At 46.7% G+C, this 15,152-nt stretch carries 13 protein-coding genes and 1 pseudogene; 6 read left to right on the forward strand and 8 right to left on the reverse strand.

The genetic code is table 11. From position 1 onward, the window contains the following. Window positions 1-132 precede the first annotated feature (132 nt). Window positions 133-1,269, forward strand: a complete 1,137-nt coding sequence (locus KT99_RS07055) for an alkene reductase (protein ID WP_005498405.1) — start codon at window positions 133-135, stop codon at window positions 1,267-1,269. Here KT99_RS07055 and KT99_RS21945 read toward each other — a convergent pair. Further along, window positions 1,266-1,424, reverse strand: a complete 159-nt coding sequence (locus KT99_RS21945) for a hypothetical protein (RefSeq protein WP_157752187.1) — start codon at window positions 1,422-1,424, stop codon at window positions 1,266-1,268. The genes KT99_RS07055 and KT99_RS21945 overlap by 4 nt on opposite strands. 165 nt (window positions 1,425-1,589) lie before the next feature. Further along, window positions 1,590-1,736 (reverse strand): hypothetical protein, encoded by a 147-nt coding sequence (locus tag KT99_RS22245; protein ID WP_005498407.1) that lies wholly within the window; start codon window positions 1,734-1,736, stop codon window positions 1,590-1,592. A gap of 241 nt (window positions 1,737-1,977) precedes the next feature. Here KT99_RS22245 and KT99_RS22250 point away from each other — a divergent pair, with 241 nt between their 5' ends. Continuing rightward, complete coding sequence (locus tag KT99_RS22250; RefSeq protein ID WP_005498409.1) at window positions 1,978-2,247, forward strand: hypothetical protein; 270 nt, start codon at window positions 1,978-1,980, stop codon at window positions 2,245-2,247. Between the two features lie 80 nt (window positions 2,248-2,327). Here the strand turns inward: KT99_RS22250 and hpf are convergent, their stop codons facing one another. Next, on the reverse strand, window positions 2,328-2,684 hold the full coding sequence (gene hpf / locus KT99_RS07065) for a ribosome hibernation-promoting factor, HPF/YfiA family (protein WP_005498411.1): 357 nt from the start codon (window positions 2,682-2,684) through the stop codon (window positions 2,328-2,330). 658 nt (window positions 2,685-3,342) lie between these two features. On the opposite strand from hpf, the gene KT99_RS07070 reads away from it, so the two are divergent. The 4 genes and pseudogenes from KT99_RS07070 (at window position 3,343) to KT99_RS07085 (ending at window position 6,286) form a co-directional block, all read left to right on the forward strand. Then, window positions 3,343-3,660, forward strand: coding sequence for a hypothetical protein (locus KT99_RS07070; protein ID WP_005498413.1), 318 nt, complete (start codon window positions 3,343-3,345; stop codon window positions 3,658-3,660). Between the two features lie 63 nt (window positions 3,661-3,723). After that, a pseudogene (locus tag KT99_RS07075) lies at window positions 3,724-5,347 on the forward strand (PepSY-associated TM helix domain-containing protein). After that, complete coding sequence (locus KT99_RS07080; protein WP_005498419.1) at window positions 5,344-5,685, forward strand: DUF3325 domain-containing protein; 342 nt, start codon at window positions 5,344-5,346, stop codon at window positions 5,683-5,685. Before KT99_RS07075 ends, KT99_RS07080 begins: the two are co-directional and overlap by 4 nt. A gap of 127 nt (window positions 5,686-5,812) precedes the next feature. After that, on the forward strand, window positions 5,813-6,286 hold the full coding sequence (locus KT99_RS07085; protein WP_040571705.1) for a hypothetical protein: 474 nt from the start codon (window positions 5,813-5,815) through the stop codon (window positions 6,284-6,286). 406 nt (window positions 6,287-6,692) lie between these two features. Here the strand turns inward: KT99_RS07085 and KT99_RS07090 are convergent, their stop codons facing one another. The 5 genes from KT99_RS07090 to KT99_RS07110 form a co-directional block, all read right to left on the reverse strand. Next, window positions 6,693-7,568 (reverse strand): hypothetical protein, encoded by an 876-nt coding sequence (locus tag KT99_RS07090; RefSeq protein ID WP_005498423.1) that lies wholly within the window; start codon window positions 7,566-7,568, stop codon window positions 6,693-6,695. A gap of 378 nt (window positions 7,569-7,946) precedes the next feature. Continuing rightward, window positions 7,947-11,231 (reverse strand): S41 family peptidase, encoded by a 3,285-nt coding sequence (locus KT99_RS07095; protein WP_005498424.1) that lies wholly within the window; start codon window positions 11,229-11,231, stop codon window positions 7,947-7,949. A gap of 257 nt (window positions 11,232-11,488) precedes the next feature. Continuing rightward, window positions 11,489-12,310: a hypothetical protein gene (locus KT99_RS07100; RefSeq protein ID WP_005498426.1), complete on the reverse strand. Its 822-nt coding sequence runs from the start codon at window positions 12,308-12,310 to the stop codon at window positions 11,489-11,491. After that, window positions 12,300-12,857 carry a sigma-70 family RNA polymerase sigma factor gene (locus KT99_RS07105; RefSeq protein ID WP_198402004.1) on the reverse strand — a complete coding sequence of 186 codons (558 nt, stop codon included), beginning with the start codon at window positions 12,855-12,857 and terminating at the stop codon, window positions 12,300-12,302. Before KT99_RS07105 ends, KT99_RS07100 begins: the two co-directional genes overlap by 11 nt. 172 nt (window positions 12,858-13,029) lie before the next feature. After that, window positions 13,030-14,907 (reverse strand): vWA domain-containing protein, encoded by a 1,878-nt coding sequence (locus tag KT99_RS07110; RefSeq protein WP_232504264.1) that lies wholly within the window; start codon window positions 14,905-14,907, stop codon window positions 13,030-13,032. Window positions 14,908-15,152: the final 245 nt, after the last annotated feature.

Genomic DNA, 15,152 nt, shown 5'->3' on the forward strand with positions numbered 1-15,152 from the left:
AGCTTCTGAGATTGGGGAGTTTATCCAGCATTTTATTCCGTTTATTCGAATAGTAATTTCGAAGTTTAGTTATTTTTTTGCATCAATAGAAGTCTTATATTAGCCCAATAACAGAGTAATCAAGGCTAACTTATGAAATATCCCGCACTATTTGACACAGCAACACTGGGCTCACTGACCTTAGAAAATCGTATCGTGCTACCGCCACTGACACGCTCCCGTAGCAGTCAACCCGGTAACATAGCCAACGAACTGATGGCTCGATACTACAGCCAAAGATCCGGTGCAGGTTTTATGATCACCGAAGGCACTCAGATAGAGCCCAGGGGTCAGGGCTATGCCTGGACTCCTGGCATTCACTCTCCCGAGCAAGTTGAAGGCTGGCGAAAGGTGACCCAAGCCATACATGATCAGGGAAAAGTGATTTTCGCTCAGCTCTGGCATGTAGGCCGGGTGTCTCACACCAGCTTACAGCCCGGCAACGCCGCGCCAATTGCCCCTTCTGCGGGTAAAGCTGAAACGGTCAGCGTATTTATCGAGACCGGACCGGGAGAAGGGGCATTAGCTGAGCCTTCTCCGGCCCGCGCACTCTCCACTCAGGAGGTTAAGGAGCTGGTTCAGCTCTACAAGCAGGCCGCAGTCAACGCCAAAGAGGCGGGATTCGATGGCATAGAGATACACAGTGCCAATGGTTATCTGGTGAACCAGTTCATCTCAGATAAGAGTAACTTCAGGGAGGATGAATACGGCGGCTCATTAGAGAATAGACTGCATTTTCTAAAGGAGATTATCGAGGCTGTGACCCAGGTTTTCCCCCCGGAGAGAGTCGGAGTACGTTTCGCGCCTATGTTCGAGACCACACAAGAAGATCGTATCTATCTTGGCCTGTTAGAAGATGATCCCCACACCACCTATGTGACGGCAATCAAGATGCTGGAGCAGGCGAAATTAGGTTATCTGTCTCTGGCGGAAGCCGATTGGGACAATGCACCTGAACTGCCCGACAGTTTCAGACAGGCGGTGAGAGACAGCTTTTCTGGACTCATCATCTACGCCGGACGTTATACCCCCGAACGTGGTCAACGGCTATTGGAGAAGAACTGGGGTGACTTGATCGCCTTCGGTCGTCCCTTCATCGCCAACCCTGACCTGCCTGAGCGGATCCGCCATGATCTTCCCCTCAATGCAGTGGATCCTACCACCATGTATGGCGGTACTGAGTTAGGTTACACGGATTATCCCACTATCAACATGTCTCAAACAAACTAAGCCCATCTGAAACTAACATCAGACATGGCGGCGTTGAGTTGAGTTGGGTTAGACAGATTATCCCACTGTAGACGTGTCTCAGACAAACTAAGCCCATCTGAAGCAAACATCAGGCTTGGGATAGCCGATAGAGACCAAGATGAAATTTTTAGCATAGACTTGGTCCTCTATTTCAATTCATTCTCTAATATCGGCTGCAGTTTCTCTGGGTCGTGCTAGTTCTATTTGTCCGCAGACATGAAAAAGGCCTAGCCAATATGGCTAAGCCTTTTATTCGTGTAGTCCTTACACACTAGATAAGAAGGCGTATCACAAGCCCCCTAAAGAGAACGAGCGACCTCATAACCGTCCCAGATTGCAGTCATTATGGTACGGGCCTGCTGGCTGTCGCCTATATTGAACACCTCATTTACATCCAATTCGTTAGCTAACTCATCGAACAAGCTGTGCTCAGCCTTGTAACCCATTGACTCTACTTGAAGGCTATATGAATGTTGAAGAAAAGTTGAGTGACGAGACTGCAGCTGACAAGCAAGAGATCCTGTGGAGCTGGGGTTATAACAGCTATTTTCACGGCGATATAAGCCGAAATCCCCTTGATAGCATATCATCGTCACGGCCCATGGGCATATGGCACAGATCAGGCCATGAGTTTTACCTGAACTCGGCCATGATCTCTCGCCTAAAAATCACTCAGGCAAAGAAGGGGTGGCCGCCGAAGTCGAGCAGACCACTAAGATGTTCGGCAACAACACTAAGGTGCGCTTCTTGGATAAGCAGGTCAAAATTTTGATGGACGGCGCCATCATCTCTCAGTTGATGCAGATGGAAGATTACCTGGGAAGCATTAAGACGGGACAAATTGCCAACTTCACCATACTCGAACAAAACCCCTACAAGGTTGAGTTGGATAGCCTCAAGGATATCCAAGTGTATGACACAGTATTCAAAGGTAAGCTGTTTCCTGTAAAGCACTAGATAGTGTTTAGCCAAAGCTAAAAGCAAAAAAGCCATCTATTATGATGGCTTTATTTTTACTTTGAGTCTTGAAGCGAGCGTTAAATTAGCTTCATTTCTTGGACTATTTCGTGAGCAATTTCTGGCGTAGTGCTCACTGGTTTCTCATGTTTATCAGCTTTTAGCTGACCCTTACGGTGCTTGAGCGCTGCCTCGAGCTTCTTCTTGGCAATCGCAATAGCCGGATACATGACATCGTTTGTCCCCGATGCAGAGATTCGACTACCTTCATAATTAGTGCGCAACTCAACCTGATACTCGCCATGCTCTTTAGAGATGGTGACATCTAACGAGATGAGTGTCGGGAAATGAGTGGCTATCTTGGAAAACTTTTCGTTCAAATGTTCTTTGATTGAATCTTTAACATCTACGTGGTGACCTGAAAGATTTATTTTCATAGGTTTTCCTTTTAATAATTACTTCTAATAATAGAACTGGGGTCTGAGCTTGAAAATCTCAAGGGCTAAGATAAAATTAATTTAAATTTTTACGCTAGCAAGTCATTACCAACTCGGTTAATAGAGTATTTCCATACTCATACAGACCTAATAGCCCTATATCCATCCTAACTATTACCATTGCAGAGAGTGAACGTTTAAAGATGAAAGTGCCAATGGGCGGATATGACAAGGCACATTTGATGCATGCTTGTCACACGTAATTAATCACCAAAACAGTTCCAAACCAGCTGTATTAATATTTACTCCTGATGCGAAACAAATGCAAGCCTCGGTTATATTCAATGTCTAAAATAAAGACAAAACTAAGATAAACGTCATAAAAGCAGACAATATGTCGATATTTTCATCACTCAAGAGACTGATAATTAATCAACTAAAATTAAGCATAAACCATACTCGCTCTATATGATGATTAATTTTCATTCACACCGAATCATTTCCGTCATCTTACCGCAAAATGAGAAGCAGCTCTCACTGTGTAAATTTATATGTAAATGAGAATGAAAACAGTTACCAGACTGATACTGCTGATGTAAAATCGTGCCACCATTTTGATCTACCTGTTTCGTAGCAGGTTAAAACGGATAGCCAAACAGTGATTCACTCTCACGTTACCAAGTTAACTTTCATAGAAAAAGTTAGTTTATATCGCCCCAAACATGGCGCACTGATCACCAGAGTATCGGCAGCGATATTTGGCGGTTATCTGGTTGCAGCCAATGTATGTGGATTTATTGCAGCCTTGCTGCCACTTCCTGCTGTCGATGCAACCTTAGTGGCTACCATGCTGGCATTCACTATCTACGCCGTCAGTGCGATTCGTACCTTTAGTTTACAGTCGCCAATGCGTGCCTGGTTAGAGATTTTGATCATGAGTGCTTGCCTGTACGCAGCCACTAAAATGATGACCTAACACCTATAACAGGCTTATTTCCGTTTTTAGGTAACCTAATGAAAGATTCTTTTTTTTCGCTCCATGACCTGGCTCCATACTTGGGTAGGTCTGCTAGTCTGCTGGATACTGCTAGTCGTCTTTTTTGCTGGCAGCATGAGCTATTTCCGTCACGAGATATCATTGTGGACCAAACCTGAATTACATTTAGGGACATTCCAACATTATCAAGCTAATAAGCTTGGCAAGCAGTTAGCGTCGGGACAGACCTTCTTAAATGAACGGACAGATAATGCGAGGGACTGGCGTATCTACCTGCCAACGGAGCGCAGACCCTATCTTAGCTATGGCTGGCAAAATCAACCGCAAGCTGGGCAACGCCGCGGTGAGTATCATGAATTGATCGTTAAAGCAGATAGTGAAGAGATGATCGGTGAAGTACGAGAATCTAAAGGCGGTGATTTTTTCTACCGATTACACTTTGACCTGCATTATATACCTGCCCAGTTTGCCCGTTGGATAGTGGGATTTTGCACCATGTTTATGTTGGTCGCCTTAATCAGTGGGATGGTGATCCATAAACGAATATTTAAAGATTTTTTCAGTTTCAGACCCAATAAGGGCAACCGTTCTTGGCTTGATGCCCACAATATCAGCTCAGTGATGGCACTGCCCTACCACTTGATGATCACCTATACGGGTCTGTTTATGTATATGCCTTGGCGGTAGTCACTAATTACGACGGTGATAACCGGACCTTTCGCGCCGAGTTAAACCCATCTAGGGTACAAACAAAACCCAGTGGCCAAGATGCGAAACTTATTTCTGTAGCTAGCTTATTGCCACAAGTAAAGCGCTACTGGGGAGACGCCCCGATTAAACGAGTGGTTATCTCTGCGCCACATGACAGTAATAGCCGTATCAGTTTCTATCGCAACAATGGACAACTGGTCACCGACAAACGTACGCAAATGGTATTTAGCGGAGTCACAGGTGAGCTAATTTCCATGTCACCTGTGGAAGAGTCTGCGACTCATGCAACTTACGACACCTTAATGTCACTGCATACGGCTCGTTTTGCAGGCTATTTTTTACGGGGATTCTTCTTTATCTGCGGTCTGATGGGCTGCGCCATGATAGCTACCGGAGCACTGCTTTGGGCGGTAAAAATACGCCAGAAGCAACAGAAACAGATAAGCAAGGGCAAGACTGCGAGTTTGGGTCTACGATTGGTAGAAGGGCTGAACCTGACATTTATTGCAGGCTTGCCCTTAGCGACATCGGTTTTCTTCTACGCCAACCGTATGCTGCCGCTCGAGTTACCAGGTAGGGCACAATGGGAAGCCGATTGCTTCTTTATCACCTTAGGCTTAGTCGGGTTATTAGCCTGCTTTACTCGCAGCCTAAGCAGTTGGCGACTGGTTTTGAGCCTTGGGGGACTAGGATTGATTTTTTTACCTCTACTCAACGCCTAACCTCTCCGAGCAATATTATCGATAATATTGTCAGCGGCCAGTGGACCTTAGTGGGTTTCGACCTCTTATCTTGCTTTTTAGGCTTAGGTTTACTTTTAACGGTCACAAAGCTCAATACTTCAAAAAAACCTAAATCAGCAGCCATCAATAAAAATAAGGCGACTGGGTCTCAGCGACAAAACTTAGTGGCTGAAAATCCCCTGACAGCTAAAGTGAAGGGAGACGCCCAATGATGATCTCCAATCTAATGGTATTGAGTATCTTGTGGATCAGCTATGTCGCATTTGGCTGTTTAGCATTGGCCATGTTTTCAAATTTCAGGAGCACCTTCAAAAAAGCCCCGACTCCATGGCAAAGTAGGGGCTTATATTGGTCTGGTTGGTCGATGCTTGCCTTAAGCTATTATTTTAATGTGGCCAAACAAGGTATGCTTTATGGCAGTATATTCTTTACCGGTATGCTTGCTGTCGCAGGATTATTAGTGATTCTCACGCTAAGTTACCGTGCTAAGTCTTTGCCCGTTTTTATGGCCACGGGACTAATAACCAGTATCAGTTATCTGCTTACTTAACCTCGTACGTTAGAGAAACATGAGTATCGTTAGGTGAACGAGCACTGATATTTTTGGTATCGAGTTCAGCCAATATTCAGCTTATAACTTGTACAATCAAACTTTACTCGTAACCAATGAGCTTGATATGCAAATTAACTCGAACGCTCAACAAAATAATGCTGTGTATGGCACAACCAAGTCAATGACAGCGAAAGCACCAATCTCAGCATATCAAGCCGAAGTTGTAGCCGTAAAACCTCTACCTAGCATCACAGACTCAGTCACCCTTTCGGCCGAAGCCATGGCCTTGTCCAAGCAGCCACCAGCGACATCTAAAGAGGCTGGAATTTTACCGTCATCACCAACATTTATTAACGAGAGAGAGAAGGTCGATAACTATCTTGAGTACCGTAAAGCACAAGCCCAGTATCAAATCTATTCAAATATGGCGGGCGTAGCGACGGGGAACAGTAATGGTATATCACCAGTCACGGCTTATTATGTCTCTAATAATGATGAAGCAAGAGACGCTTTAGTTAACTCTAAAGCCCAGCAGCAACAGATTTCAACCATGCAAACCTATGTAAAAACCACTCAGAGCATCTATGAGCAAGGCTAACTAAGTTACATTTACGTTCGTATTATCTAGACGTCCAGCCAGAACCATTCGTGCTAGTCGCTCAATATTCAAATAAACTCAGTAGAGAAATGAATGGCATTTACCTCAGAAGTAAACTGGCAAACCGATGAGATATCTAGAGAGAATGGCGACTTCTGTCGAGATCACACCATACACTTTGGTAACGGCCAACTAATTCAAGCATCTTCGATACTGATCAGGAGATAAGCGGATAGATATCTCTATCTAACCTTCTTAATAGTTGAATAATAGTAACGGTATATTCAGCGTTAAAAAGAAACGCTATCTGAGCAGGACTTGCAGGCGGCATTGAACTCTCCGGTAGACTCCAAGAATCGGACAGGACAGTTTAGCCCAGCAGAAAACGACACTTAGATTTTATAGCTTAAAACTCATAAGAAAGTGTCAGCATGGGTCCATGAAAGCCATAATGGATACTGGTAGTGGTATGATCACCCTCGATATCTACGGTCACTTTGTAATATTTATAAGATAAATCTGCTGCAAATTTACCTTCAAAGTTATATTCAATCCCACCGCTGAGATCGATCAATTCACCCTTTATATTGTCTATTTTGATATAAAAATACTGAGCATGGCCAGTAATACTCCAACTATCGGCAAACTGATAATGAGCCAGTAGACCGAGATCCGGCAAAGGAGCCGTCACATCGGTAAACACCACAGTATTGGGAGCGATATCTATGATGCCGCAGTTATCATCGACACAAGCACCAATCTCCCCCTCGAAGCCTAACTCTAACCACATGACATGAAAACCGGCGGTAAAGATGAGATCCCATGCATCATCCTTATAAAAATCATAGCCATAACCTATGCGAGCGATATCGACATTAAAGGTTGTGGTGATCTCGGCGCCGAGTTGAATCGAATAAGTCTCATCGATATCAGGGTCGGGATGGTCAAACTCGTAGGGCACTGTGATATTAGTATTGGTTGCATCACGATGAAGTCGTTGCCAGTCAAAATAGATACCATGCCGGGCATTGAACCAATATGCAATTTCAAAAAAAGGCAAAAACTCACTCTCTACCAGCTCTAAATCAGTCTCAAAATCGAGCTCAAAGGTTTTGCCTGTTAATGGACTCGTGACATCCATTCCTGTGTCAGAATTGGAGTAAAAACCACCTACTGCTATCTTGAAATGGCTATCATCGGCGATGGCTGTGGGTGACAGAGTAAGGACTCCGATCAAGATCAGAGAACTCCATACTGACTTATCTTTTATGGCAAGCTGCATTTTCCTACCTCTAATCCTTAATATAGCCCAGTATCTGTTCTCCCAAAAAAGAAAGCTAAGGGACTCTGGCTAATAAATTATAGAAAAGAATCATGAGTAAGCCACCTAGAACAAGGATTTTGAGTAAAAAGTACCATAGAGGCTAGTGATAAAATGCTTAAATAGGGGAAAAGAAAAACGGAAGCTATCAGCCTGGGAACTGCTTGGCTGATAACCTCCTAAAAATTCCGACCTTGGTGAGAGAGCCGAAACAGACATAGGGTATGCCTGATACAAAAACTATTGGATAAGCATTAATATGCATCATCCACATATCTTTAACTAATTAATTTTATTTAATAAATCATTATTTTATTTAACTATTAGTGACTGACTTAGCTACTGACTGTTTATATCATCAGCCATGGATTGCCCGGCAAGCGGCAACGCCTTGAGTGGCTTTATCGGCTTCTGTACCAGCTCATCTTTAAGGTATGAAATGGCCTTTTCAAGCTGAGCATCATACCCGGTAAAGGTGGCATAAGGTAAGTTATCCACCTCAATATCCGGACTCACTCCCCGGCCTTCGAGGATCCAGCGACCGTCCATGGCATATTGAGGATATTCGGCGACGCGCGCCATGCCTTTGTCTGCCAGGGAATTACGTCCCGACAGCCAGACACCGGCCCCCGCAGTCTGTTTACCGATAAGTGGTGCTATGCCGAGGGCCTTGATGCCGGCAGCGAAGGTCTCACCATCTGAATAGGTGAGTTCATCGGTCAACACAACCAAATGGCCGCGGAAGGTCTGCTGCATATTCGCATTTGGCGTGCCACGAGTCGGTTGCCAGAATGCCCAGGTACGGCGCAGTAATTTTTCGATGATCCAGCTGTCGATATTACCGCCGCGATTACGACGCACATCTATAATCAGCCCTTCTTTCTCATAGTTAGCGTAAAACTCACGGGCGAAGCTGGCAATGTCACCGCTGCCCATGGCATAGAGGTGTAAGTAACCAATTTTACCTTCACTAGTGTCACTCACCTTAGTGCCGTTATGGTTAACCCAGTCTAAGTATCTGAGCTTAGCATCACTGCGGATCGTCACAGGCTTCACTATGGTTTTATGTTGTTTATTGCCGCGTTTTAGCTGGAGCAACACCTGCTTCTTCACCTGATTTCTCAGGAAACGGGTCACATCGGCAACATTAGTCACCTTCTTGCCGTTAATGGCGATGATGATATCCCCCACCTCAGCATCGACGCTCACCTTTGCAAGTGGCGCGGCTTGACTGGGTAACTCGGGGTCATTCTGGTAGATGTGAGTGATCTTAACGCCGGCTTTCGTCTGCTCGAGACGTGCACCTAAACTGGCGGCTTTGGCCATCTGCTTATCTTTGTCCAGATCACCACCGCGAACCTGAGAATGGAGCGAATCCAGCTCGGCCATCATCTGCTTAAACAGATCGTTGAGTTCGTGTCTGTCCGTGAGTCTGTCTACCAGAGGTTGGTATTTAGCCTTGGTCGCCTGCCAATCCAGGCCACGCATCTTCTTATCGTAGAAAGAGTCTCTGTGCATCAACCAGGCATCTTCAAACATCTGCTGCCATTCAAGCCTTGGCTCTATGGCGAGCTGCCATTGCTGTATCTGCACCTTGGCATTGGTCAGTTCTTTAGGCAATTTATCACCGGCATCGACAATGAGCATATCTTTACCGCCATGATTAGACTTGCGAATAAATAGCTTCTCACCATCCGCCGATAGACTGTAACTGGCGACGCCTTTAGCAAATATTTCCACTTTAGGGCTGAGAGGATCGAACTTCACCAACTTCAAGTTAGACTTACTGCCACGGGCGGCGGCGCGATCGAGAAAGTAGAGCCCATCCTTGTTCGCCGTCAATGCTGAATAGTTACCGGACGCCACCGGAACCTGCCATAGTCTCTGACTCAAGCCATCCCAGTCGACTGTCACCTTATTCGATGATGTCTTATCTTTGTCATCGGCTTCAGGCTTAAATAACTCATTGGGTTTCTGAAAAGCAAACCTGGCATCTTTATCTAATGCCAAGGCAAAAATTTGGCTACGTTTGTCAAACATAGGCCCTAAGTTACGATCGCCCCAGGGCGAGGTAGGTGTAGAGTTAAATTGCCTGTCGGAGAGGAAATAGAGCCAATGACCATCTGTGCTAAACGCGGGTGAGTAAGATTCATATTTATCACTGGTCAAGGTCTCAGCACGCTGTTTAGCTAATGAATAAAGCACGATTTGAGGTCTGGGTTTGCCCATCTCTAACTTAGTGACGGCAATAAACTGACTGTCACCCGACCAGACGATATCGGCATAAGGGCCCAGGCCCTCGCCTTGGGTGATGATCTTCTTGTGCCTATTCTTCTTAAGGTCCAGCAACCACACGTTACCGTCATAATCATCACTGGCAATGTATCTTCCATCCGGTGAAACACTGAGCGACATGCGTAAGGTGTGACCATTATCGGTTAACTGTTTAGCGCCATTCCCGCCATCGGCCGGGAAGCGCCAGATCTCTTGCTCACCGGAAGCATCGCTGATGCCATAGACCCATTTTCCATCTGGACTCATCACAGCATTGCGAATACGGCTGCTGCCGGGTAAGGCGAGTTCAACTAAACGTGAACCATCTGTGGCCGCTACGGCCACATGACTTCTTGCCGTTATCACCACCTTGCTTGCCGAAGGTGAAAGACGAGTAGATGTGGCGTACTTCATCGGGTCGTTAACCCAATGTTCACGCCGCTGTGGAAAATCAGACACTAAGTTAATATCTAATGTGCGGCTGCTATTGGCAGCGATATCGTAGAGCTTGATATCGGCGCCCTGCTGGAACACGATGCGGCCATTATTTATGCGCGCGCCGCGAACCTGCCAATCGGTAAACTGGGTATGCTGCTTAAATGCTTTGCCATCTAGTGTCATGGACCAGATGTTATCGTTGCCATCACTGTCGCTAACAAAATAGAGGCGGTCATCCCAGAGCATGGGGTGACGCACTGAGCCAATATGGTCCGATGTTAAGCGCTGGGCTTCAGTCTTGGAGCCCAACTTGAAACGCCACAGCTCACCTTTGGCGCCACCGCGATACACCTTGACGTTGTCGCCGGTCGCCTGTAATCCAAAACGAGTGAAATACAGATACTCGCCTTTATCATCGATAGTCCCTTCGATGGCATCGGCAAGAGGCAAGTCTTGAGTCTCCAAGGTGTCTGGATTAACGCTTCTAAGCACCCAATAGTTGGCCGGACCGAAGGCATTATCTGTGGCATACAAGACCTGGCCATCGGCCGTCCAGCCCTGTACTCGCACTCGGCTATTTTCGAAACTTATTCGCTTCGCCTGACCACCTTTGATAGGGATAACATAGACTTCGCTGCTACCTTCGTAGTTAGCCACATAGGCTACCCAGTCGCCATCTTTCGATACTGTAGCCCCTAACTCCTCTGCCGGCAAACTGGTCAGCCTCTGAGCCTGGCTCTGGCCTAGCTTCTTGGTCCAGAGATCGCCCTCGGCGGTAAACACTAAAGTATTATCGCTCAGTGCCGGGGCGCGAAAATAACCGGGATGAATAGTCTTTGCCGAAAAAGCGGCCGCAGAACTTAGGCTGCCGAGCGCTAATAAGGTGCAGACAACAGAAAGGCGAAGTTTCATGATTAGCTCGTTATTTATTATTGATATTATTATTTCAGGCCCACAAGGTAGCAAACTTTTATTAAACCAACAGTAATAATTAGTACCTAAATCATTAGCAAATGTGTACAAACTAATAAACAAAGCAGTCCTATCCTCTGAATTAACCGGGGATGGAGGGATGGAATGTGTACAAACTAATTGAGGCAGCTAGCATAGCGATAACTGCCTTAGTGCTGTTAAATAACAGAGAAATGTAATGTAGAGAAATCAGCCAGCTAGTGCGCTGTTATTTCTGCCTGCAACTCACTCCACCTTTGATGCTGAGGATGCTCAGACTCTTCGAGGTTTGGATACTGCTTGGCAAGCTTGTTGGCTAGCTTCTCAGCCTCATCCCACAGTTTCGAATCGATCAAGTTTTGCAGATGATTCAATGCTTGCTTGGCACTCACCATAGCCTCACGCTGTGGCACACTCTTGTTAGGTAAGGCATGACTCGATAAAGACTTGCTCGACAGCGACAGGTTACTCTGCGCCTCTGCGCCTAGCTTAGCTCTGTCATCAGCGCCTTCACCCGTCGGTTTCATTTTCGGCGCGGCAGCCCCGTCAAACTGCTGTGCCGATGCCGGCATTGCGCTCGGTGTCCTGTGTGCTTGTCTGGACTCACTCTTCACATCGACAGTATCGGCTTGCAAGGATTCAAGCTGTTCATCGAGCGGCTGGCTCATCTGCATCATCATGGGCATGGCATCATCGGAGAGGATCTCTTGGGGGCTTTGAGGGTTTAACATGACCACAGTCACCACCAGCATCACGGAGGCGGCAGACGACAATGCCCATCTATTCTTTCGCCAAAAACTATTCTCGACTCTCACCACATTGTCAGTGAACTTGTCGCCCGCTAATGGGGCTTGATGCTTACTGCTATCAACCGCAGCTTGATTGCTCACGGCGCTCGCCTCAATAGCCATCTTGATGATGCTATCATCGAGTTCACTGCTAGCTTGCTCTTGGGCCTGCAACTTATACCAGGTCTGCAGCTCGTTATCGAATTCCTCAGCTTGCTCGGTCGCAGGCTTATTGTGTTGCTCATCTTTCATTTTGAACCTCCTGCCACTTATTCATCACACAGGTTTTAAGACCTTGGTTGGCATAGCGAATGCGACTCTTGGTCGCTTCGAGTGTCACGCCGACGATATCTGCGATGGCACTGGCGGTAAAGCCCGCCTCCATATTCAATAACAAGGCTTCTTTCTGCACCATCGGCAATAATGCGATGCAACGTTTAAGCAGGCTAGCCTTAAAACTATCCTCCATCGCCCTGTCCGATGACATCTCATCACTGGGCAGCAAGGCTTCGGCGTCTTGCTCTTCGCTAAAGGTCTCGCTAAACAGGTCGACAGGTTTCACCGCTCTAACGTGGTCGATAAGCAAGTTATGGGCAATTTTATAGATCCAGGTCGTAAATTTAGCATCGGCCTGATAACTGGATGCAGATTTAATGATCCGCCCCCAGGTCTCCTGATAGAGGTCTTCCGCCAACTGTTTATCCCCTATCTGGCGGACAAAATAACGATACAAGCCACCCTTATGTTTTAGATAGAGAGTTTCAAATGCCGAGGTGTCTCCACTGGCATAGTTCAGCATTAAGCGCTGATCTATCTCCGCCTCTGTCGATTTATCTTGCCCTAACGCTTGTGCCACAAACCTCTCCTGCTGAAACGCCTCTCCCTTAGGCCGTAAACCTATCGAGGGAGAGACTATAGATAGACTAGTGATGGAAAGTTTGCACGCCCTGAATCCCTTTGTCTATCTCAAGCTAGTATTCGGGAGAGATTATATGTGGCGCTATGTACTTAGGTTGAACTTCGACCTTAGGTTTGGGCATAGGTTTTATGGGGTGAATGACCCTCGACATGTTTTCTCCCTCGACAACAGCCTCTTGCCCTGCCAGCAGGCGAGCTGTCTTAGCGAGCTGCACAAACTCATGACGATAGCCGAACGCGTCTTGGCCCATTGCAGAGTTAGCCAAGTCGATCACCTTAGAATAGCTCAAGTCATGGGTATAGAGACTCTGATTAATCAATTGCCCCAGTCCGGCAACTGCGGCCGAGAATCTATAGTCATCGCTCGCCTGGGCTAAGGTCTTAACTCCAGAGTCTCGGCGAATCGCATATGAGATCAATCGGCTGGTATCTTCCCCTATGGGCTTATAGCGCAGCTTGAGAAAGGCTATCTCATCCCGGCTATATTTCTCCATGCCAGTAGCATTATCATAACCATATCTGAGTTTGTCGTTGGCCTGGTTGGGACTATCGACATAGCTTATCTCATAGAGCGCGGTGACCCTGTGACCCGCCCCTATCTCGCCGGCATCCACCTTGTCATTATTGAAATCTTCACGGTTGAGGGCCCGATTTTCATAGCCTATCAAACGATATTCGGCGACGATTGCCGGATTAAACTCCACTTGAATCTTCACATCTTTAGCTATGGTCAACAGGGTCGAACTCAGCTCATCCACCAGCACCTTACGCGCCTCATTGAGCGTATCTATGTAGGCATAATGACCATTGCCCTTATCGGCAAGTTGTTCCATCAGGTGATCGTTATAATTTCCTTGACCGAAACCTAAGGTCGTTAGGGCTATGCCTTGGTCACGTTTGGCTGCTATCAGGTCCATCAAGGCCTGATGATCTGTGGTGCCGACATTAAAATCACCGTCAGTGGCCAAGATCACCCGATTGACGCCACCTTGGATGAAATGTTTCTGCGCCAGTCGATAGGCCTGCTGGATCCCGGCGCCGCCATTGGTCGAGCCACCCGCCTTTAGGCTATTCAATGCCTGATTAATCGCCTGAGTGTCGTTGCCTTTTACCCCGTCTAGCACCACACCCGATGCGCCAGCATAGACCACGATGGAGACATGGTCTTGCTCACTCAGTTGCTGGGATAACATCTTCAATGATGTCTTTAGTAACGGCAGCTTATCTCGCGAGTTCATCGAGCCGGAGACATCGAGCAGGAAGACTAAGTTGCTCGCCCCTAGCTGGGACTTATCGACCTCATATCCCTTGAGACCAATCCTGAGCAGCATCTTATGCTCATTATAGGGAGACGGTGCCAGCTCGGTATTGACACTGAATGGCTGCTCGACCGTTGAGGGAGTAGAATATTGATAATTAAAATAATTGATCATCTCCTCGACTCTAACCGTGCCCTTCTCAGGCAGGCGTCCCTGATTGATCCAGCGCCTCAGTGTCGTATAACTGCCGGTATCGGTATCGATTGAGAAGGTGGATACCGGGATCTCCCCCACCACCATGATGCCATTGGCAGTGCGCCTCGCAAAATTATTCCTGTTGCTAGCTTGGCTAAACGCTGACACGCCGGGAGCACTCATCTGCCCCATGACATGGTGGCGGCTTAAGGATTTCATCTTAATCATGCGCTCACTGGCCTGCTTACCGGCTCCGTATATACCACTGGGTACAGAGATAGACATATCGGCAGATTTATCATCTGAGATGGCTTGATCGGCCAGTGTTCTATGCTCCTTTACCTCTTCTTGCTGCTGATGCTCAGTCGCTGCTGCGCTGTCTTTTTCTGCATCACCCTGCTGACCACCACAGGCAGTCAAGGCCAGTAGTAACGAAACCGAAATGAGTGATAATTGAAACCCTTGCACACTTTTCATTGCTGTGAATTGATGAGCTGCGAAATGAGCTGTGCAGCCTTGAGCCGAATCAGCGTTCGAATGAGCCATGATCCTGTCCTTTTGTCTGTTGATACTCCTATAAACGGGCTAATAACAAAAAAGGGTTAAAAGATTTAATAATCTGAGTGACTAACAGATATGAGCCACTTATTCATTTGCGTGAAGTGGCTCACACAAGCAGAGCTAACTTAGGCTCAGAATAGTGTCCCGTTTACTGTTTCAAT

Origin of the sequence: Shewanella benthica KT99, from assembly GCF_000172075.1 — a bacterium.
Taxonomy (GTDB): Bacteria; Pseudomonadota; Gammaproteobacteria; order Enterobacterales; family Shewanellaceae; genus Shewanella; species Shewanella benthica_A.